Below are 21,167 nucleotides of genomic sequence, written 5' to 3'. Positions count from 1 at the left end.
ATTTGCCAACCATCCTCGAACCCGGAGAAATCGAAGCGGCGGCCAGTTCGCCGCCGTTTCTTTACATGCCGCCGTCTAACCTGTTCAACCTGCGCGCCCAGCGCCTGGAAGCGTTGGCAGAAGGGCACCCGCTGGCCGACTACCTGCGCCTGATCGCCGGGTTGTGCCGGGTGCAGCAACAGGTGCTGGACGACCCGCCGTCAAGCGAACCCCTCGACCGACAACGCATCGAGTTGTGCCAGCAACACGGCTTGCCGCCGTTCGCGGCCGACAGCCTGGCGCGCGAAGACGATTGGCAGCTTTACCTCGATGCCTTGTTGCAGCGCTATAGCGCACCGCCGCAATCCGCCGTGGCCGATGCCGTGGACACCTTGCGTCTGGCCGGTACCGGGCAACGCCGCGCCTGGGCAGTGGCACTGGTCAGCGGCCAGTATTCGCTGGTGCCGGCGGCGCTGGTGCCGTTTCTCGGCGCGGCGCTGCAAACAGCCTGGAGCCACTGGCTGTTGAGTACGCCGAACCTCGCGCTGACTGCCGGCGACAGCCTCAGCCAGTGCCCGGCCTGTGGCTCGCCGGCCATGGCCGGGGTGATCCGTCATCGCGGCAAGCACAACGGCTTGCGTTATCTGGTCTGTTCGCTGTGCGCCTGCGAGTGGCATGTGGTGCGGGTCAAGTGCGTGTATTGCGAGCAGAGCAAGGGCCTGGAATACCTCAGCCTTGAAGATGATCGGCATGCCGCCAACCAGGCGCCGTTGCGCGTCGAAGTCTGCCCCGGTTGCAGCAGCTATCTGAAGTTGCTCTATCTGGAGAACGATGCGGACGCCGAAGCGTTGTCGGCCGACCTGTCCAGCCTGATGCTCGACATGCGCCTGACCCAGGACGGTTATCAGCGTCTGGCACCCAATCTGTTGCTGGCGCCGGGAGACGAATAACCGCAGCGTCTACACTCTGGCGCGAGGGTCATTCGTTATCAGGAGCGCCAGATGTCTGCACGCAGTGCCAGCCAACCCCTGCGTCTACCTTCCATCGACAGTCTGTTACGTCACCCGGCGTGCCAGCCGTTGGCCGAGCGCTATGGACGCGACGCCTTGCTGGGCGCCTTGCGGCAATTGCTGGATGAATTGCGCGAAGGGGTACAGCAGGGTTTGCTCGAACCTGCAGAAGTCAGCGCCGACGTGCTGGCGGGCAGGGTCGGCGAGCGATTGGCAACCCAGCATCGCAGCCAGGTGCGTCGGGTGTTCAACCTGACCGGCACGGTCTTGCACACCAATCTCGGTCGGGCGCTGTTGCCCGAGGAAGCGATCGAGGCGGTGCAAATGGCCGCGCGCTATCCGCTCAACCTCGAATTCGACCTGCGCAGCGGCAAGCGCGGAGACCGCGACGACCTGATCGATGACTTGATCCGCGAACTGACCGGCGCCGAAGCGGTGACCGTGGTCAACAACAATGCCGCAGCGGTACTGCTGAGCCTCAACAGCCTGGGCGCGCGCAAGGAAGGGATTATTTCCCGGGGCGAGCTGATTGAAATCGGCGGCGCCTTCCGCATTCCCGACATCATGGCCCGCGCCGGGGTGAAGCTGGTTGAGGTCGGCACCACCAACCGCACCCATGCCCGCGACTACGAGGCGGCCATCGGCCCGCGCAGCGGTTTGATCATGCGCGTGCATGCGAGCAACTACAGCATTCAAGGTTTCACCACGAGCGTGCCGACCGCCGAACTGGCGCAACTGGCGCATCAGCACGGTTTGCCGCTGCTCGAAGACCTCGGCAGCGGCAGCCTGCTGGACTTGACCCGCTGGGGTTTGCCGGCGGAACCGACGGTGCGCCAGGCGCTGCTGGATGGCGCGGACATCGTCACTTTCAGTGGCGACAAACTGCTCGGCGGACCACAGGCCGGGGTGATTGTCGGCCGCAAGGAACTGATTGCCAGGATCAAGAAAAATCCGCTCAAGCGTGCGCTGCGGGTCGACAAGATGACTCTGGCCGCCCTGGAAGCGGTGCTGGGTTTGTACCGCAACCCGGACCGGCTGGCCGAGCGTTTGCCGAGCCTGCGCCTGTTGACCCGGCCACAGGCCGATATCCTCGCCCAGGCCGAGCGTTTGCGACCAGCGCTGGCCCAAGTGCTGGGTGATGGCTGGAGCGTCAGCGCCATGCCGGCACTGGGCATGATCGGCAGCGGTAGCCAACCGGTGGCGAGGCTGGCCAGTGCAGCACTGTGTCTGCGCCCGCTGACGTCCAAACGCTTGCGCGGGCGCGCTCTGTTGCGGCTGGAAGAAGCCTTTCGCGCCTTGCCGATTGCGGTCCTCGGGCGCATCGACGATGACGCCCTGTGGCTGGATCTGCGGCAACTGGACGACGAGCCGGTATGGCTGGCGCAACTCGATCAATTACACGTGGAGGGCCAGGCAGGGTGATTGTCGGCACAGCAGGGCACATCGACCATGGCAAGACGGCGCTGCTCCAGGCGTTGACCGGTCAGGCGGGTGACCGGCGCCGCGAAGAGCGCGAGCGCGGCATGACCATTGACCTCGGCTACCTGTATGCAGCGCTGGAGGTGGATGCGCCGCTGACCGGATTCATCGACGTTCCCGGCCATGAGCGCTTCACCCACAACATGCTGGCCGGGGCGCAGGGCATCGATCTGGTGTTGCTGGTGGTGGCCGCCGATGACGGGGTGATGCCGCAGACCCGCGAGCACCTGGCGATTGTCCAGTTGCTGGGTATCCCTCGGGCACTGGTAGCGATAAGCAAGTGCGACCGGGTCGACAGTGCACGGGTGCAGGACGTGCGCGAGCAGGTCCGCACCTTGCTGGCGCCCGGACCCTATGCCGATGCACCGTTGATTGCGCTGTCGAGCGTGACCGGCGAGGGTATCGAAACCTTGCGCCAAGAATTGCTGCAAGCCCAGCGTGAAGTTCAGCAACGCAGCACCGAAGGAGGTTTTCGCCTGGCGATTGACCGGGCCTTCAGCGTGGCCGGGGCCGGTATCGTGGTGACCGGTACGGCGCTGTCCGGCCAGGTCGCGGTGGGCGATACCTTGCTGTTGGGGCCACAAGGCAAACCGGTGCGCATTCGCGGCCTGCACGCGCAAAACCAGGCCACCGACCACGCTTTTGCCGGCCAGCGCGTGGCGTTGAACCTGAGTGCCGAGCGGCTGGCCCTCGAACATATCCATCGCGGCCACTGGTTACTCGCCGAAGGCCTGTATGCGCCTACCCAGCGCCTGGACATCGACATGCAACTGCTGGCCGGCGAACCCCGTGCCTTCGAGCACTTTCAACCGGTGCACGTGCACCTCGGCACCCAGGACGTTACCGGGCGCGTCGCCTTATTGGAAAGCACCAGCCTGGCACCCGGTGGACGGATGTTTGCGCAACTGCTGCTCAACACAGCGGTGCATGCGGTGAAGGGCGATCCGCTGATCCTGCGCGATCAGAGTGCCCAACGTACGCTGGGTGGCGGCCGGGTGCTCGATCCGTTTGCCCCTGATCGGCAACGCCGCAGCCCCGAACGTCTGGCACAACTGGGGGCGCTGGCGAACAGTGCCGGGCTGGAAGATGTTTTGCCGGCATTGCTGGCCCACAGCGACACCGGGCTCGATCCGCAGCGCCTGGAACGGCAGTTCAACCGACCGCGCAACAGTTGGGTGTTGCCCGCTGACGTACGCCTGATCGATACCCGGCAGGGCGCGTTGCTGTTCAGTGCAAGTCGCTGGGAAGCCTTGAAAGCGCCTTTAGTGGATCAACTCGCGCGTTTCCATCAACTCGAACCGGATCAAATGGGCCCGGACCGGGACCGCCTGCGTCGATTCACCGGTAGCACTCTGGAACGCCCAACGTTTATCAGTCTGCTCGACGAGTTGTTGACCAGCGGCGACATTGCCAGCAGCGGCCCGTGGTTGCACCTGCCCGGGCATCAGGTGCGCTTGAGCGAAGAGGACGAAGCCCTGTGGCTACAATTGCAGCCGCTGTTCGACGCGGCGCAGATCAATCCGCCCTGGGTGCGCAACCTGGGGCATGACGAAGCAACCGTCCGCGCATTGCTACGCAAAATGGCGCGCCTGGGCTTGATGCATCAAGTGGTGCGCGACCTGTTTTACACCGACAGCATGATTCGCCGATTGGCGGCTATGCTGTTGCAACTGGCGGACGCCAACCCGGTGATCCAGGTGGCGGCGTTTCGTGATGCGGTGGGCCTGGGGCGCAAGCGCAGCATCCAGATACTGGAGTACTTCGACCGTATTGGCCTGACCCGGCGTTTTGGTGATCGACGGCAGATTCGCCTGGACAGTGCGTTGGCCCAGCGCACAGAGCTCTGATTCAGGGGCATGATTCAAAGGCATGGTTTCAAGGAAGGCAATCGCGCCCGGTGGCGCGGCCGGGCTTCAAACCCGGTTGGGGACGGCATCCGTTCCCGGGCAGGTTCGACTCCGGCTGCCTTCCGCCACTTTCCGCTCAGAACGGCCCGAAGCCCAGCGGGTACTGGATGACCACGTACACCCGGTCGATATCGTCGCCGGCCTGGGCCGCATTCGCCCGGTGCGACACATGGGACAGTTGCAACGACAAACCCTTGGCCGCCCCGGACTGCACGACGTAGTGCAGGTCGATGTCTCGCTCCCAGTGCTTGCCCCCGTCACCTTGTTGCGGTGCGAAGGAGCCGGTCGCCGGGTCGAACGGGTTGTAGGCGCCGCCTTGTGGCGCATGGGTGCCGTCGATCTGGTCGCCGGTGACGTAGCGGGTCATGAACTTCAGGCCGGGTATCCCGACGTTGGCCAGGTCCAGGTCGTAACGAACCTGCCAGGAGCGTTCGCGGGCGCCGTTGAAGTCGGCGTACTTGATCGAGTTGGCGAGATAGATGGAGTCGCCACCGACGAAATCGAACGGCGTATCACCGTCGACCTTTTGATAAGCCAGGGTGAACCCATGGGCGCCGATCGTATATCTGCCGGACAGGCTGTACGCCGTGTTGTCGATGGCACCGGCCAGCGCCTGGCCGGTGTCCCGGGTGTGATAGAGGTTGGCGTCGAGGAACACCTCGGCCTGCTTGAAGTGCAGGTTGCCGTAGTACTGATTCCAGGTATCGGTCAGCTCCGAGGCATACAGGGCACCGCCGACCGGGCTTTGGGTAAACAGGTCGGCGCCGACAAACGAAATGCCGCCCGCCTCGGTGTTGGCGCCATAACCGAAAAAGTTGCCCTTGCCTGAAGCACTGTCCTGATTCTTGAACGCCGTGAAGTGGCCGACCTGCAGGTTCATGCCATCGATTTCGCGGCTGTTGAGCAGAAAACCTGTGGCGTACTCCGGCTGCAGACGTTTGTCCGCGGTGTCGAATACCGGGGATTCGACCTCCATTTCGCCAAACGCCAGGGTGGTGTTCGATGCCTTGAGCTTGATCGCGCCGCCACCACTGGAGTAGTCGCTTGCGCTGCGGCCGTCACTGCCCACTGGCAGCAATCCGGTTCCGGAATGGCCTTTGCCGCCATCGAGTTTCAATCCCACAAAGGCATGGGCATCGAGACCGAAGCCGACGGTTCCTGGTGTGAAACCGGATTCAAAAGCACTGATAAAACCTTGAGCCCATTCGGCCTGGTAGCTCTTGCCGGTCGGCGAGGGCGATCGATAGTCGCTATTCAGATAAAAGTTTCGGTTGAGCACGCCGAGTGTCGCGCCGTCCAGAAAGCCCTGCGCCGATTCACCCGCCACCGCGGTTCCGGCCGTGCTGGCGAGCAGCACCGATAACCAGAACGGGAATCCGGCCCTGAGTTCTTGCGAGTCACACTTCATCAATCGTTCACCACAGGCACAGTGACTGCGGGTAATGATTCACTGTAGGAGCGAGCTTGCTCGCGATGGTCGTTAACGATAACGCGTGTTGACTAGCAAAACGCGGCGCTCTTGAGACCATCGCGAGCAAGCTCGCTCCTACAGGGTTCGCCCGCAGTCGCTAGTTTTTCCGAGAGCCTTAGTGGCCTTCAGAGGCACCAAACATGGTCTTGGCGTAGATCAGGCCCAGACCGTAGGCACCGCCGTTGGCAATCGAGGTTTTCACGGTTTCGTCGTAGGTCTCGCTGCGGGCCCAGTCGCGTTGCAGTTCCAGCAGGTATTGCAGCGAGGTCATCGGCCGGGCACCGATCTGGATCATGCGCTGCATGGCCATTTCATGGGCTTCGGTGCTGACGTCGCCGCAGGCGTCGGCAATCACATACACCTCGAACCCCTGGTCAATCGCCGACAACGCCGGGCCAACGATGCAAACGGACGTCCACAGACCGGCGAGGACAATCTTCTGCTTGCCGATGGCGTTGACTTCCACGGCAATGCGCTCGTCTTCCCAGGTGTTCATGCTGGTGCGGTCGATCACGTTGTGTTCCGGGAACACAGCCTTGATTTCGTCGAAGATCGGCCCGGAAAAGCTCTTCTCGGCGACGGTGGTGAGAATGGTCGAGACCTTGAAGCCACGCGCTGCCTTGGCCACCAGTGCGGCGTTGTTGCGCAGGGTGACAGCGTCGATCGACTTGGTCGCGAAGGACATCTGCGATTGGTGGTCGATCATGATCAAGGTGTGGTCGGTCGGGGTCAGCAGGGTTTTGCCAGGTACTGCTTTTGCAATGGCCATGACACTGTCCTTACGGGGGTGAGTGAGGTGGTCATGGTTACGTAGATCGGGTCGGGAATATTGAATCGGTGTGCTGTCTTTGATGCCTAGTGCGCACAGTGGTTTGAACCTCAATCCGGTTGTCCATCGGCCCGGTCCTGCACGCGGCCGGCTATCCATTATTCTGGTAATGATGCAAGCGCTAACGGACGAGGAGGGGACGCAATCATGCCTGCACAGGATCGCGAACTGCTGGACCAGGTACTGACCGCTCATGGCGGCCTGGTGCGCTGGAACAGTTTCAATAAGGTCTGCGCCACGATCGTCACCGGCGGCTCGCTCTGGGGCATGAAAGGGTTGACCCAGGACAGCGCGCCACGCCAGATGAGCGTGTGGCTGCATGAACAAAGAGCCTCGGTGAAACCCTTCGGCTCACCGGAGCAATTCACGGCCTATACGCCGAACCGAATCGCCATCGAGAATACCGCGGGCAAGGTGATTGCCGAGCGCCAGGCACCCCGGGAATCCTTCAAGGGCCATGGGGAACACACGGCCTGGGACCCGTTGCACCGGGCCTACTTCAACGGCTACGCGATGTGGTCCTACCTGACCATGCCATTCCTGTTCACCTTGCCAGGCGTCACCTGCGAGGAAATCGAGCCCTTGCAAGAGGGCGCCGAGCTCTGGCGGCATTTGCGGGTGCACTTCCCCGACAGCATCGCAACCCACAGCGCCATCCAGGACTTCTACTTCGGCGATGACTTTCTGCTGCGCCGCCACGACTACAACGTCGATGTGAGCGGCGGCATGCCCGCTGCCCAACTGGTTTATGACTACGTCCAGGCCGACGGATTGCGCATGCCGGGCAAGCGGCGAGCCTATCGGCGCAAGGCCGATGGGCAGGTCAACAAGGAGGCGTTGCTGGTGTCGATCGACTTGAGTGAGATCCATTACTCGTAGCAAAAATTGTGTTTTGGCGTAAACAGGCGGGGCGGGAAGCCAACCGTCGTGTCGATATTCGTCTGGTACCGGAAAAGGGCGCCTGTCTGTCGTCGACCTGAGGTTTGCCTCGGGAGCGGATGCCGGGGGGGAGCCGATATACCCTGTGGGAGCGAGCTTGCTCGCGATGAGGTCGGCACATCCAGCATTGATGTCGGCTGACACTCCGCCATCGCGAGCAAGCTCGCTCCCACAGTTGATCTGTGTCGGACGCGAAATCTGAGGACATCCTCGAACATTGTGGGAGCGAGCTTGCTCGCGATGAGGACGGCACATCCAGCATTGATGTCGACTGAGACTCCGCCATCGCGAGCAGGCTCGCTCCCACCTTTGTTTTGTGGTGTGGCGAGTATTTGTGGGCACCACTGAAACCTGTGGGAGCGAGCTTGCTCGCGATGACGCAGGCACATCCAGCATTGATGTCAGCTGACACTCCGCCATCGCGAGCAAGCTCGCTCCCACAGGGATTTGTGTTTGCCATGCCGCCAATACGGGTTACTGCTTGTGCAAATCGCCGGGTTTCCAGGCCTTGTCGAAAAACGTCTTGGTCGGGCCGTACAGGCGCAGGATCACGAAGAAGCCTTTGCCCGGCAGGGTGCGAATCCAGTTCTTGCCTTCACCCGGTGAATCCGGCCCGAAGTGCACGTCAATCGAACCGTCGGCATTCACCTGCGGTTTGTCCATGGTGTTCAACGAAGGGAACGGCTGGCCGTTGTCCACGCCCGAGGCGGTGATCGAGTCGTACACGGTCACCGACCAGAACAACGCTGCCGGAATACCCTTGGGCAGGTTCAGTGTGTAGGCATTGCTGCCCGAGAGGAACTCGCCTTTGGCGTCGACGAAGGTAGCGGGGTACTTGGCGCCAACGTTCTCCATGTTCACCGCCATGCCGGGGCTGGCCGAGTAGGCATTGGTGAAGAAACCGGTGCGCGGGTCGATGTAGTTGAAGGTGTCGGCGGTGAACGTGGCGTTGCCCGGGAAGACGTTCAGCCACTTGCGGTCCGGATACCAGGTGCCGTTGGCGACGATGGTTTGCGGGGTGTAGGAAGTGGCATGGCCCATTTTGCTTGCAGTCTTCGCGGCCTTGTCGAGTAGGTCGCGAGTCGTCGCGTCCGGCTGGAACGGCTTGCCCTTGATGATGCCCAGGGCGGCGAGCATGCCGCGCATTTCCATATCTTGCGGGTCGACATATTCATGGTCGATAAACCGTGAAAGCATGTCGAACGCGCTGCCATCGGTGGGGTAGAGCATGTTGACCGGGGTTTTCGAGGCGTTGGGGAACTCCATCTTCTTCGCCGTGGCTTCTTTGCCCAGCGGATAGATGCGCGTCTGCTCCATGAGCTTGACCGGTGCGTCGAGCTGTTTCGGGTCCTTGAAGAAACCGCGCCAGAACACAAACACGTTGTAGGTGCGCGAACGGTAGGTCAGGTAGCCCGGCGGCACGTCACCCTTGTAATCCGGTGGCAGCACCAGGTACTTGGCGCCCTTGCCTTTGTCCGGGCCGGGCAGGCCGACATCACCGCACCATTGGCGACCTTCGATCTGGCCTTCGGAGCAGATCGGGCGCTGGAAGAAGTCGTCGAGAATGCCCTGCATTCCCGGCGGCACTTCGATCACCATCGGGCCATCCTGTTTCAGGTCGAGGTAGCCCATGGCATAGATCACGTCGGAGTTCGGCGTGGTCACCAGGGTCTTGGCGTTGAGCCGTTCCTTCCAGATCGGCAACACGTTGTAGCCGGCGCCGAAGGTTCTTTCCGAGCCTTCTTTCATGGCGTACATGTTCAGTGCCGGCAGTGCCCAGATGTAGGACTGCACGGCGCGCTGAAACAGCAACTCGTTCTTGAGCTGAGCCACGCCTTCCAGGGTTGGATAACCGCCGGCGAAGGGCAGGTCGGCCAGTTGTTCATAGTGCGTGGCCGCCTGGGCGCCGAGGCTGACCGAAACGGCCAACGCCAGTGCGGTCAGCGTTTTGCTGACTGCGTTCATCGTCGAAGTCCTTTTCAATTGGTTTTCACTACGGCCGGCGGGGTCCAGTCGCCGTCGAGAGCATCGGCTTGCGGCCAGTAGGCGCGGATATACAGCGAAAATTCGGCGCCTTTAGGCGAGGGCAGCCAGTTGCTTTCCTTGTCCTTACCCGGTGATTCGCTTTGCACGTAAATAGTCAGCGAGCCGTCAGGGTTGGTTTGCAGGGATTTGTTCTTGGTACCGATGGAGTAACGCTTGAGCTCGTTCGGCGAGAAGAAGTGCTGTTCGTTGTACAGCGTCAGCGACCAGAACCCTTTGACCGGCGGCAGCTTGCCTTTGGCAAACGTGACGCTGTAGCCGTACTGGCCGTTGAGGCGCAGGCCGTTCTCATCCAGGTCCTGGTAGAAGTATTTGGTCTCTTTCTGCTGATTGACGAATATGTTCGAGCGCGCGACGGCGGTACGGGTGAAATAGTCAGTGCCGAACGCTGCGCCGTTGCTTACGGTGCTCCAGTGATTGGGCAATTGCAGGCCGTAGTTGCGGAACTGCAACAGCGGGTCGATCACTTCTTTGTCGGCCTTTTTCGCCTCGTCGATCATCGCGGCGCGCAGTTGCGGGTCGGCCTTGGCGACGGCCGCGAGGGCGGCCATTTGCGCATAGCGGGCTTCTTCGCCCGGCAATGGCTTGGCGTCCTTGAGCAGGGCCGGCAGTTCATCGAAGAACTTCTCCGGTACCACCCATTTGGTTTCGGCATTGCCTTCAGAAGCCTGGGCCGGGAATTTCGGCTGCCTGGCCCAGTTGCGCTTCTTCATCTTGCCGTCGTATTGCGACAGCGGGTACATGTCGATGCCCGACAATGCCGGCTGCACGGCCTGGCGGTCGGCGGCGGTGTCGTCCTGGAACACCCGGGGGATCACGAACCCGGTGTTCGTGCGCGAGCGGTACACCCGTTTGATGCCGGGCGGCACCTTGCCGTTCCAGTCCGGGCCGACCAACAGGTAGAAACCTGGCTGGGTGTTATACATTTTTCCCAGTTCGGCGAAGCTGTCGGAACGCAGGTCCACCACCTGATACACCCAGAAGCGGCCGTCGAAGTCCGGCACTTGCAGCACCACCGGTTCGAGGTCCAGGGCAATGCTGCCGGCGCCATACACCACGTCCTGGTTCGGGCAGGCCACCAGCCGCTCGGCCGGGTCGATGTAGTCGCTGAGCATCGACAGCCGATTGATCGGGGCCACGGGTACGATGCCGCCCATCAAGCCGGGCTCGGGCAGGTCCTTGAAGGCCTGGCGACGATTGAAGATGTTGGCCATCGGCCAACCCCAGAAATACGCCTCGCGCGCCATCATGCGTACATAGGGTTCGGTCACTTTGGTTCCGGTGACAGGCCCCGCGACTGGTGCGACTTTGGCGGCTTCGACAGCGTAGCTCGGCGTGCTCAGTGCGGTTGCCGTGAGTGTGCTGATGAGCGTCAGCGCGAAGAGGGCGTGGCGCTGGGGTGAACAGTTCATAAAGCGTCCTTACTTGTTGGCAGTCGCCTGATGCAGGCGAGTCGCTGACAAGATAGCTCATCTTTGCCGGCGCTTGGCTCAGCGTAAGGACTGGTGTGCATCGACTTCACAAAAAACGGCTGGTTAGCTGAAACGAGCCGTTTTTGTCGAGGTATTGCTTGCGGATACGTAAGCGGATGTCAGATCGGGCTTAAAGGTGATCCGCATCTATCACCGCTTTGGCAAACGCCTGCGGATCTTCCTGCGGCAGGTTATGGCCGACGCCACCAGTGATCAGCCGGAACTCGTATTTGCCAGTGAAGCGCTTGGCATAGTCCTCAGGCGCCGGGTGCGGTGCGCCGTTGGCATCACCTTCAAGGGTGATGGTCGGCACGCTGATGGACGGCGCCGTGGCCAGTTTCTGCTCCAGTGCTTCGTATCTGCTTTCACCCTGGACCAGGCCCAGGCGCCAGCGGTAGTTGAACACGGTGATCTCGACATGGTCGGGGTTGTCCAGCGCCTTGGCGCTGCGGTCGAAGGTGGCATCATCGAACGCCCATTTCGGCGAAGCCAATTGCCAGATCAACCTGGCGAAGTCGTGGGTATTTTTCTCGTAACCGGCACGACCACGGTCAGTGGCGAAGTAGAACTGATACCACCACTGCAATTCCGCCTTGGGTGGCAGCGGGTTCTTGCCTGCCGCCTGGTTGCCGATCAGATAGCCGCTGACCGAGACCAGCGCCTTGACCCGCTCCGGCCACAACGCCGAGACAATGTCGGCCGAACGCGCACCCCAGTCATAGCCACCGAGCACCGCTTGCTTGATCTTCAGCGCATCCATGAAGTCGATGACATCACTGGCCAGCGCGGCTGGTTGGCCATTGCGCAGGGTTTTGTCGGACAGGAAATGCGTATCGCCATAGCCGCGCGCATAGGGCATCAGCACCCGATAACCCTTGGCGGCCAGCAACGGCGCGACCTCGTCATAGCTGTGAATGTCATACGGCCAGCCGTGCAGCAGGATCACCACCGGCCCGCCGGCGGGGCCTGTTTCGGCGTACGCCACGTCCAGCAGTCCGGCGTTGACATGCTTGAGCGGTCCGAACGGCGAGGGCGCTGCCTGAGTGGTACCGGCAGGGGGCACCGCTGGCTGCGCGGTGGTGGTCGTTTGCGCGTGGGCCGTGCCGAGCACGCCGAACAGAGTCAGCGCGAGGATCGAAGGGCCGACCAGGTGGCGGCGAGTGTTGCCGGTGTTGCTGTTTGGCAGTGCCATCTTCATGGGGGGTCTCCATTACTAGCCATGGGTCAGGGGGCCGGTCCGAGCCCCTTCAAACCTTGCTTGCATTGAAACGCGACAACGTATCTGGCCTGTGTCGAATCGCAGGGCGGATGAAAGCCTGTGTATCGAGATGTCATGCAGACATACTGTGATACACAGCGGCGTCGATTGGGGATGACCAGGGAGCTGAGGCCTGCATGGGGGCGTTCCATAGAGGCTTAACGTTAGCCTCTGGAAAAGCAGTTCGCCCGGTCCCCTGGAGCAGGGCGTGTGGACGGGATAAAAGCTAACTCGACTAAAGCACTATTTAGTCGAGTTATGTCGATAAATACTGCGAATGCAGCGTTAAATTCACGAATGATGGGGCAGACGGAAAATGACTCAAAGCACCCTGCGAATTGGCGAAATTATCAGAGCCCTGGGCCTTGAGCCCCATGTCGAAGGTGGTTTCTTTCGCAGAACCTACCAATCTGACGACCAGAACATGATCCTGACGTCGGGTGGCCAACGGCATTGCATGACCTCGATTTACTATCTGTTGACCCAGGATTCTCCAATAGGTCATTTCCATCTCAACCAGTCAGACATCGTTCATTACTATCATCTGGGCGATCCGATTCGGTACACACTGATTTTTCCGGACGGCACATTGGAAACCATCGTGATGGGCCACGACGTTCTCGCTGGACAATGTTTGCAGCTGCACGTGCCCGGTGGCATCTGGAAAGCTTCGCAGGTGATGCACGGCGCTGCAGGATTCGGTTTGATCAGTGAAGCGGTTACGCCAGGCTTTGATTTCGCGGATATGGAAATGGGTGACCGGCAAAAGCTCGGACAGCAGTTTCCTGGGCATTTAGCATTGATCGAAAAGCTGACGCGAGGATGAGGTGGTTGCTTGCTTCAAGATCTGTGTGTGTCAGGGTCAATCTGGCAATATCGTATTACGTGTAATGTATATTATGTTAAATCAAGTATTACTCTATAGATGCGCATAGTCCTGTCCGTCTTGCGACTCCGCTTTCCTGTGACCGTTGCGAATCGTGGACAAAACGAGTCATCGCTGCCTTGTAAGCCCCGAAAATAAAGGTGTTCAGCCAATTTCACTCCTCTCAAAAACTCACTTTTTATTACGAATTCCGGACACAGGTCGACTGGTTATGTGTCTGTAACACATTGATTTATAACGAGTCACGTTCAAACGATTGTATGAGGCGTTTCTTCCATGCTGGCGTTATTACGGACACACCTGCCTGGCGTACGCGACGTTTCTGGGCCCTCGAAACCCCATGGAACCGGGGCCTGTAGCCGTTTTTTGAGGATTGAGGACAAAAACCGAGGCGCAGGCCTACTTTGAGAATCTAGGACAAAAACCGAAAAATTACTGGAAACCGTTGGGATTCGTTCAAGGCCTTAAAATCACATTTACAATGCTGACAAGCCGCTGTTTTCGGGGCTTTTAGCATTTTTCTTAAATGTTCAGCTGCCGTGGAAGCATTCTCACGGAAATCTGGGTTGTATTGATCTGCGGCCTGTCCGAAGGCGTTCGTTTGACGAATTCAGGACAAAAACCGCAACGCTTGGACGCTGCCTGACCAGGCGAAGCCCCTACCGACGGGACATTCATCTATTTGGGCGAATTAAGGACAAAAACCGAATGGAAGATTTCATTCACGTATTAAGGACAAAATCCGATCGTGGAACGGGTCACTTAATATATGGATGAAATTGCCTTGCTTTGCTGCCCCTTATTCGCGACTTAAGTATCCAGTCATTATTGGCTATTTGTTTGTGGGGAGCTGGCAAACGTATTGCTTTAATTGTCGGCGCGCGGCGCGCCGACTAATGTTTTTATTGATGCGATCTCATGGTTGCAAAATTCGACATAGAAATGAATGCTCGCGTGCGCATAGGCAACAATCTGAAGTGTGTCAAGTAAGATAGGCGATCTGCCAGATAGATGGTGGATAGTTGCGGGGCTGTAAAGATGAAGGTAGTATCGGGTTTCCGATTAACTGTAATGTCGGTATGAAGAGACGCTGGATTGGGAAGGGAGGATTGAAACTTCCTAGAACAGTCAGAATAGGAAGTTCTCGTCAGGCCGTTCATTCGTGCTGGGCTGTTGCTTGTATGACCATTTCCACCCACCCACTATTTGAATCCCATGATGATTTTCTAGATCAGGATTTTACTGTGGGTCAGTCATCTATACGCAGCGTCAATGACTACTTGGAAAGTTTCGATGAAGAGCTTCTGGCCATCGACGGGTACTTGGCCGCACGCGCGTATCTGCGGAATTATGCGGAAAACCCCCTGACATTTAGCACCTATCGCTGCCAAGTCGAGCGTCTCTTGCTGTGGTCGTTGAGTGTTCTAAAAAAGCCGATCACACAACTTAAACGTCTTGATGCTGAGGCATTCCTGGAGTTTTGTAAGAATCCACCGGCTAGTTGGGTTGGGCCCATTATCCGTAATCGTTTTCTGGGTAATGACAATTCGACAACTATGCTGACGCATCCTGTGGTAATGAACCCCAAGTGGAAGCCATTTACACAAAAAACGCCGAAGCAGCTTCGGGATGAGTCGGTTAGTCATACCTCCCAAGCGTCGCAGCCTTATCATTCCTCGAAAGGTTCGATGGGCAATGTTTTTAAAATATGTAGTGGTTTTTATGAGTACTTGGTGGAAGAAGAACTCACGGGTGGCAATCCGTTCCGTAAAGTCACCAAAAAAAATCAGTACAACGCCACTCCTGATGAAGGCGCAGTTACGCGAGCACTAACTCCCCTGCAATGGGACTATGTATTGGATACCGCTGAGGCCATGGCGACCGCTGAGCCGAATAAACATGAGCGCACGTTGTTTATCTTGATTACGATGTTCAGTATGTATCTCCGGATTTCAGATATTGCAGGTCGCAGTAACTGGAAACCAACGATGGGCGACTTTCGCCGTGACCAAGATGGTAACTGGTGGTTCCATGTCATCGGTAAGGGCAATAAATCTGCCAAGATCGCCGTGCGGGACGATTATGTCACCGGCTACCTCACGCGGTACCGTCGCTTCTTGGGGCTTTCACCCTTGCCGGAGTATCAAGAGAAGACGCCGCTGATAACCACCCTGAGCGGTCGGTCGGGCCTCTCCGATCGACAAGTGCGCGCCCTCCTCCAGGCGGTTTTTGACAACGCCCTGAACCGCATGCGCACTGAAGGCCGTGAAGCTTATGAGATGGACAGCCTGCGGGCGGCTTCCTCGCACTGGCTGCGCCATACCTCTGCGACGTTTGATGCACCGTTTCGTAACGCCAAAGACTTGCAGAGCGACCTTCGGCATTCCAACCTGGCAACGACTCAGAACACGTATTATCACTCACACGATCAGGAGCGTGCACACTCAGTCAAGCGCCTAGGTTTACGCGATCGTGGCTAAACGTCTTTAGCTTCAAACGTGCCAATGCGTACCCGCGCGAGATGCTATGAGGTATCGGCCAGATCTTCTAAGAACAGAGGTCGAGTACCTCCAAGCCCATCCCGGCCATAGATTCCTGCGATATTGCCAGCTCTCTGGTCAGCAGATCTTCCACTTGCGGCAGTTCAACCCTCCTCAACCACTCTCTTGCGACGTGCTGCTTTTCGTAGTCCTGTGGCTTGTCCCATTCTTCCGCAATGTTGCATTCGATCGCATCCATTGTTGGTACCACAATTCCTCGAGCTTTTATCGTCAGGGTGTTCATCCACCCTTGAGGGTCGTAATCAGGGAAGCATATGACATCAGTTACACCGGCCAGGGCCTTCGTAACAGCCGCAGCCGTGTTCTGAGGGCTTCCACGGAAAAGCATGGGTAAGCGCTTTACCTCATCCGGCCAGCGGTACTCGTGAATCGCAAACATGACTGCCAGATTCTCCACCAGCAGCACTCTCTCTGAACCATGTAACTCCTCAGCGCTGACGTTCAGGCTTCCGTCAATAGGGTGGCGATAGATTCCTGAAGCCAGCTCCAGCGATGCGACCATGACGACTCGATCTGCCGTCCTCAAGCGGGCCAGATTTTCATTGCGGGATTTCTTCGCAGTGTCGATGCGGTCACCTTCCAGCTCACCCAAACTTTGGTGCAACGCATCAATTCCAGCGTCCCGCTGCAGCATCACCCTGAGGGTATGGAGGTCGCCCTCGCTCAGCGCCAAAGAACTGCTCCCAAACTTCGTGCCGATACCGTAGTCTGAGTGGAGGCGGCTCCAAGTCGCGTTCAGTTGAACCTTTGTAGCGTGTTGTCGGATCGCTTTTACGATGGGGGTAATCAATCTCCTACTTGTGAAAATGCTCATAGCCGCCCTGCTCGCTCTAAAATCAGATCAAGTACAAGTCAGTTAGAAATGAAGTCGTTCGCGCGAGATGCGCCATCCGAAGTTACCTTCACGGAAAGTGAATTTCGGCGCGCCAGAGAATGCAAAGGAAAATTCTTTTTGGTGATCGTTTCAGGTCTAGAAGTAGTCTTTTAGACAGAAATGCGGCTGTATGTTGATCCATTAAAAACTCTACCCTGGTCACCTAAAGGATCAATATCCGTGGGCGGCCTTGGCATGGGTAGAGCTTTGCTGCTGAGCGAGACCATAAGCGAATAGAGTAAAAATCTCACTTGCCTTAATGCACCCCGGTGGCTCGCCCACTGGCGTCTACGGACGAACGAGCCGGCACATCATAGTCACTATGAGCGTATGTGCCAGGAGGTGAGCAACTGGTTGAACATGGCCTTCGGTATTAAGGACGAGTTCTGGACGTTCTATGAATCACTTCAAAGGCAGTCAGCCAATCGCTTTCGCTTCGATTGATTTGTCTATGTGAGGCTTTGAATTGGAGAGCTGCGGCACGTGAAACCGCAGCTCCTTCGCTTCTGCATCAGAGCGCTAAAGCTCTCAGCAGCAACGCAGACCATTTGATTGAGTCATAGACGAGCGCGGTGATGACTGGCTTTGTCCCGTGAACATCGCCCATATCGGATCTCAGCTTCTGCATCACATATGCAGCTTGGTTCAGCGAGCCTTCGATGTTGGCAGCAAGCGGCTTGTAGTCGGCTTCAGACCAGCCGATTTCCACTAGCTCTTGAACCAAGCGATTCTTCACATTGAGTGCATCCACCGATCGTTTCGCTCTCTCCTGGAATGAAGCTTTACCAGCATCCCCCAGGTTGTACCTGTCGTAGATGTTGGCGGTTACCGTGTCCAAGGCACCACAGGCGGCCGAAAGCGCCCCGCTTAAGTCTCCATCACGAAGTCTGCTGGATGCCTTTTGGATATCTGCCCTAGCCTGCTCAGGGATTGACGCGAGCTCTGCAATGTCGAAGATCTCAACGGGAATTAAAGCTGTCCCAGAAAACTTCCAACCAACTCGGGAAAGCACGCGTTCCAGCTCTGCAACCACATCATCCTTACGACGCATCATTTCCTCGCAGCAGATGGAAACAAACGCACCACGGCGCGTTTCGTCCATCCTACCTACCTGCTTGTCGATCTCGCTCAACAGCTGAGACTTTGTCGCGCCATTTTGTTGCTTTTGCTCCAGATGCGCTAACAAGGACATGTCGATATCCCCATATCCAACGATCTGTTTGATGTCACCAAAGCTGAATTTTTCAGTGAGCGTTGAGCGAACAGGCGCCCAGGGGATCGTGCTGTTTGTTGTCATGTGCGTTCTCGACTGTTGGCTAACTTGAAGATTGCGGTGTTCAGGCGTGTCGTTGTCGATGTTGAAGTCTACGGCTACCCCTAGTAGCTCTTCGAGCGCCGACTCGAGGTCTAGGATGTCGAAGAGAGAGATTTTTCCAGCCATCTCAATAGAGCTGGTAGACAGCAGGTCGATATCGCTGGCTTCTGCGTCCTCTCCACGGCAGACGGAGCCGAAAATCCTGGCGTCTACAAATCCGTAGGACTCTATGACTTGCCGGATCTCGTGGGTTTTACCCTTGAGGGCCTCGGATGGCTTCATGCTGTTTTTCATCTGGAAAAATGCTTGGCGTAGTAGTCAATTAAAGCTGACGCTTGCGTGCCATTACGAAAAGCCATCTGCCCCTCAATGTCTAGTGAGGGGAGCATGTAGATGATCTGATCCTCAGCATACAAGGCCATCACTGTCTGAGGATCAAGACCATCGCTGATACGATTGCTCAATCGTTGGGTCATCTCTATCGCCGCACCGATCATGATGTCGGCAAGCTGTACAGCTGGGCTCCTCTTGGAGTCCACTTGGGTTACTGCGGTGAGTTTCAGCGGAAATCGGATACTCGCAATTTGTGACTGACGAAACTCGGCATTCCCAACGTGATCGATCTGCCGCTGCAGAACGTCGTGGTAAGTCAGTAGGTTTTTCGACTGATCATGCTCCACTCGGTATGGGCCGTCACTCATGGCTTCCATTCGGGTGATGAGGGCGACCACAATTACCAATGCGATGTCCGTAGTTGCGCCTGGTGTAGCTATCGCTCCCAAGCATTCTGGTGCGGCAAAGCGAGCCAATGGCCCCATTGCTTCGGGCAACTCCTGCCACTTTGTTTGTTGGGCACACGCAACAAGCTTGGCCAGTGCCGCGGGAGTCTTCAGCTTCATCGCATCCTGGAAAGCTCTCTCCAGGGACGCCATAGCCTGATCGCCTAGAAGCTGCGGGCCGATGTAATAGAGGATGGAAGCTAACGAATAGTTTTGGCCATTTTCGTAAAAGTCGATGCCTCTCTCGTAGTAGAAAGGCTCCACTGCGTAATCGAGAAATTTAAGCAGCAGCAGGAAACGCTTGTCGCACACATGAGTGACGCATTTGTGATGACTCAGGATGTCGCGCATCAGGGCCAACAAGCGAGGATGATTACCCTTCCGTCGAGACAGTGCCCGGTACTTTAGCTCAGCCGCTTGTAGCCTTGGGAAATGCTCGAGAATCAGTCGAGCAGCCTCATCGTCTTCGATCGCTATGGCTGTGGCTCCCTGGAAAGGTTGCTCCTGGTTCAGCAGGTCGAAACCCGTGTAGCCACTCTCGTCAATGCGGTAGCACTCCATTGCTCACCTCCCTGCTAGCTGAATCGAAGGAACTAGTAATGCACTCGCTGGAGCGCTGCAAAGAATTTTTCCAGGTAGGCGTCACTGCCGAAGCCAAATCCAGCCTCGGCTAACGGGGCACGGAATTCAGCAATAGCCATCTCCTCAGACAACCGCCTTCTGCCCGACGACACCATACCTAAGCGCCCGTGAATCCAGCGCCGGAACTGATTCGCCTTGATCCCATCAGTCAATGACGCCTCATCAATGTCTCGGTACTTTAGAAACTGAAGCAGACAGAACAGTTCGAAACGCTCATACAGCTGGGTTGGATCGGCAACGCCGGCGAAGCTTGTAGACCAAGATGGCGTGAGTATTTCCGCGAGTCGATCATACATTGATCTCGAAACGCTCCCGTCTACAGACATCCATGACCGGGAGCCGGTAAGGTCTTCTAGGTGGTAAGGTGAGAGCTCCTCCGTGAGTGGGATCCTTACGTTGGTTCGATTGGCGATGGGATGTTCCATCAGCGAATACAAGTCAGTTAAGCGCCCTGCCTTTGTGAGTCCCAGACCGTATCCGTAAAAGACGAGAGCGGCCGGGTAGCGCTTTAGCTCAATCCAGTCTTGATGCCCTACACGTCTCGCGTAGGCCTTAGATAGCAGAGTCTGGATCACCTCAAGCATTAGGTGATGTTCGTGCTGAGATCCCCAGCGTCCGACGACACCGGCGAGACGTACCAACGGCTCAGATGCGGCTTCGTAGCGCAGCAACCAGTCTCCAAATTCCCCAGGCCCGTCGCCGTCTGAGTTGTACATCTCTGCCAAATAAGTCATGGCGCGCTCGACCTCGTTGGCGACCAGGTCATCGAACTGAATGCGATACTCAGGTTTGGACAGGTATCGCTTTGCCATGGAAACCGTAAGCTCCACGCTGGACGGGTTGGGCTGACGGGATTGCGTGATGGTTGAGACTTTTGAGCTGAGTGCCTGGAAGAAGGTGTCAGCGTCCGGGGCAATCGCCGTATTAGCCTTTCGATGGGAAACCAACTCTTGGGCGCGCTCTGACAGCCTCCCCCGAGTTAGCCAGTAGGAGGAGTAGCGTCTGTTAGGCGCACGCAGTATTGCCGCACGAAGAGCTCGATCCCATTCCCCCGACCAGCCGGCAACGATCAGGCCGAACTCATCAAAAATTCTATCGAGCAAGCCATCGAAGACTTGGGGATATTCGCTCAGCTCGGAGTCTGTGTTGAGAATCCGAGCATCCTTGAAGTCGCCGTGAAGCTTAAGGATGTAGCAATCCGTGTGGGTCAACGGTTCAGCGCCAGCAAAACCGTCGGCTGAACTCACGATGGTTGGCTCTATACCCACATCACGCAGCGCATTTTCCATCAGACGATCGAAATTGGTTGTGATGATCACACGCACGTGGCCGGTCTTCACCAGCTCTGCAATCGCACGGTGAGCCGGCGTTGGCAACTTGAGGCCTTGCTCACGCTCATCTTCGGAAGGTTTGAGGAAGCTCTCAATGATGGCTTGCCGTTCTTTAGGCGTGCTCGCCAGCTCTTCCAGCAACGTTGAATAGTTAGGCTGCTGTTCGCGCTGCTCGACGTACCAGCGATGCCAGTCATCTTGCTCTCCGGCGCCAGCGGCAATCCCCGCCCGCCTTACCAGCTCCAGGGTTATTTCCCAGCCTGTAGGGATGCCCGCACTCCGTGAAACTCCCGACCCCAATAGCACCGCATAGACGCCGGGATTCTCAAACATGGAGAAAGCGAGCTGGGTGGTGGAATCCGTGTTGGTGATGCTCATGTGAAAATCCTTGA

At 57.9% G+C, this 21,167-nt stretch carries 15 protein-coding genes and 1 tRNA gene; 7 read left to right on the top strand and 9 right to left on the bottom strand.

The window, feature by feature from the left end; all coding sequences use genetic code 11:
• Window positions 1-2: 2 nt before the first annotated feature.
• The 4 genes from fdhE (at window position 3) to KGB28_RS01575 (ending at window position 4,443) form a co-directional block, all read left to right on the top strand.
• Window positions 3-929: a formate dehydrogenase accessory protein FdhE gene (gene fdhE / locus KGB28_RS01590; RefSeq protein ID WP_223441557.1), complete on the top strand. Its 927-nt coding sequence runs from the start codon at window positions 3-5 to the stop codon at window positions 927-929.
• Between the two features lie 51 nt (window positions 930-980).
• Window positions 981-2,411: an L-seryl-tRNA(Sec) selenium transferase gene (gene selA, locus KGB28_RS01585; RefSeq protein ID WP_223441545.1), complete on the top strand. Its 1,431-nt coding sequence runs from the start codon at window positions 981-983 to the stop codon at window positions 2,409-2,411.
• Window positions 2,408-4,315, top strand: a complete 1,908-nt coding sequence (gene selB / locus KGB28_RS01580) for a selenocysteine-specific translation elongation factor (RefSeq protein ID WP_223441542.1) — start codon at window positions 2,408-2,410, stop codon at window positions 4,313-4,315. Before selA ends, selB begins: the two co-directional genes overlap by 4 nt.
• A gap of 32 nt (window positions 4,316-4,347) precedes the next feature.
• A tRNA-Sec gene (locus KGB28_RS01575) sits at window positions 4,348-4,443 on the top strand.
• A gap of 8 nt (window positions 4,444-4,451) precedes the next feature.
• Here KGB28_RS01575 and KGB28_RS01570 read toward each other — a convergent pair.
• Entirely contained in the window at window positions 4,452-5,783 is a 1,332-nt protein-coding gene (locus KGB28_RS01570) for an OprD family porin (RefSeq protein ID WP_223441538.1), read from the bottom strand.
• A gap of 178 nt (window positions 5,784-5,961) precedes the next feature.
• Window positions 5,962-6,615: a hydrolase gene (locus KGB28_RS01565; RefSeq protein WP_046043338.1), complete on the bottom strand. Its 654-nt coding sequence runs from the start codon at window positions 6,613-6,615 to the stop codon at window positions 5,962-5,964.
• Window positions 6,616-6,822: 207 nt separating this feature from the next.
• Between KGB28_RS01565 and KGB28_RS01560 the strand changes: the two genes are divergently transcribed.
• Complete coding sequence (locus KGB28_RS01560) at window positions 6,823-7,554, top strand: hypothetical protein (RefSeq protein ID WP_223441536.1); 732 nt, start codon at window positions 6,823-6,825, stop codon at window positions 7,552-7,554.
• Window positions 7,555-8,088: 534 nt separating this feature from the next.
• Here KGB28_RS01560 and KGB28_RS01555 read toward each other — a convergent pair.
• The 3 genes from KGB28_RS01555 to KGB28_RS01545 form a co-directional block, all read right to left on the bottom strand.
• Window positions 8,089-9,579, bottom strand: a complete 1,491-nt coding sequence (locus KGB28_RS01555; RefSeq protein ID WP_223441533.1) for a DUF1254 domain-containing protein — start codon at window positions 9,577-9,579, stop codon at window positions 8,089-8,091.
• Window positions 9,580-9,593: 14 nt separating this feature from the next.
• Window positions 9,594-11,069, bottom strand: a complete 1,476-nt coding sequence (locus tag KGB28_RS01550) for a DUF1254 domain-containing protein (protein ID WP_223441531.1) — start codon at window positions 11,067-11,069, stop codon at window positions 9,594-9,596.
• A 190-nt stretch (window positions 11,070-11,259) separates the two neighbouring features.
• Window positions 11,260-12,327 carry an alpha/beta fold hydrolase gene (locus tag KGB28_RS01545; protein WP_223441530.1) on the bottom strand — a complete coding sequence of 356 codons (1,068 nt, stop codon included), beginning with the start codon at window positions 12,325-12,327 and terminating at the stop codon, window positions 11,260-11,262.
• A 376-nt stretch (window positions 12,328-12,703) separates the two neighbouring features.
• On the opposite strand from KGB28_RS01545, the gene KGB28_RS01540 reads away from it, so the two are divergent.
• Entirely contained in the window at window positions 12,704-13,213 is a 510-nt protein-coding gene (locus KGB28_RS01540; protein ID WP_223441528.1) for a cupin domain-containing protein, read from the top strand.
• A gap of 1,241 nt (window positions 13,214-14,454) precedes the next feature.
• Window positions 14,455-15,753, top strand: coding sequence for a tyrosine-type recombinase/integrase (locus KGB28_RS01535; RefSeq protein WP_223441526.1), 1,299 nt, complete (start codon window positions 14,455-14,457; stop codon window positions 15,751-15,753).
• A 67-nt stretch (window positions 15,754-15,820) separates the two neighbouring features.
• Here the strand turns inward: KGB28_RS01535 and KGB28_RS01530 are convergent, their stop codons facing one another.
• The 4 genes from KGB28_RS01530 to KGB28_RS01515 form a co-directional block, all read right to left on the bottom strand.
• Window positions 15,821-16,648, bottom strand: a complete 828-nt coding sequence (locus KGB28_RS01530; RefSeq protein ID WP_223441524.1) for a hypothetical protein — start codon at window positions 16,646-16,648, stop codon at window positions 15,821-15,823.
• 571 nt (window positions 16,649-17,219) lie between these two features.
• Entirely contained in the window at window positions 17,220-18,305 is a 1,086-nt protein-coding gene (locus KGB28_RS01525; protein WP_223441523.1) for a nucleotidyltransferase family protein, read from the bottom strand.
• An 8-nt stretch (window positions 18,306-18,313) separates the two neighbouring features.
• Window positions 18,314-19,363: a DUF3800 domain-containing protein gene (locus KGB28_RS01520; protein ID WP_223441521.1), complete on the bottom strand. Its 1,050-nt coding sequence runs from the start codon at window positions 19,361-19,363 to the stop codon at window positions 18,314-18,316.
• Window positions 19,364-19,395: 32 nt separating this feature from the next.
• The gene (locus KGB28_RS01515; protein WP_223441512.1) at window positions 19,396-21,153 is read right to left on the bottom strand and encodes an SIR2 family protein; all 1,758 of its coding nucleotides are present in this window, start codon (window positions 21,151-21,153) and stop codon (window positions 19,396-19,398) included.
• Window positions 21,154-21,167 lie beyond the last annotated feature (14 nt).

This window comes from Pseudomonas sp. BF-R-19, from assembly GCF_019956445.1.
GTDB lineage: Bacteria > Pseudomonadota > Gammaproteobacteria > Pseudomonadales > Pseudomonadaceae > Aquipseudomonas > Aquipseudomonas fluorescens_BH.
The sequence above is the reverse complement of the archived record's forward strand: the minus strand, read 5'-3'. Positions and strand labels throughout refer to the sequence as shown.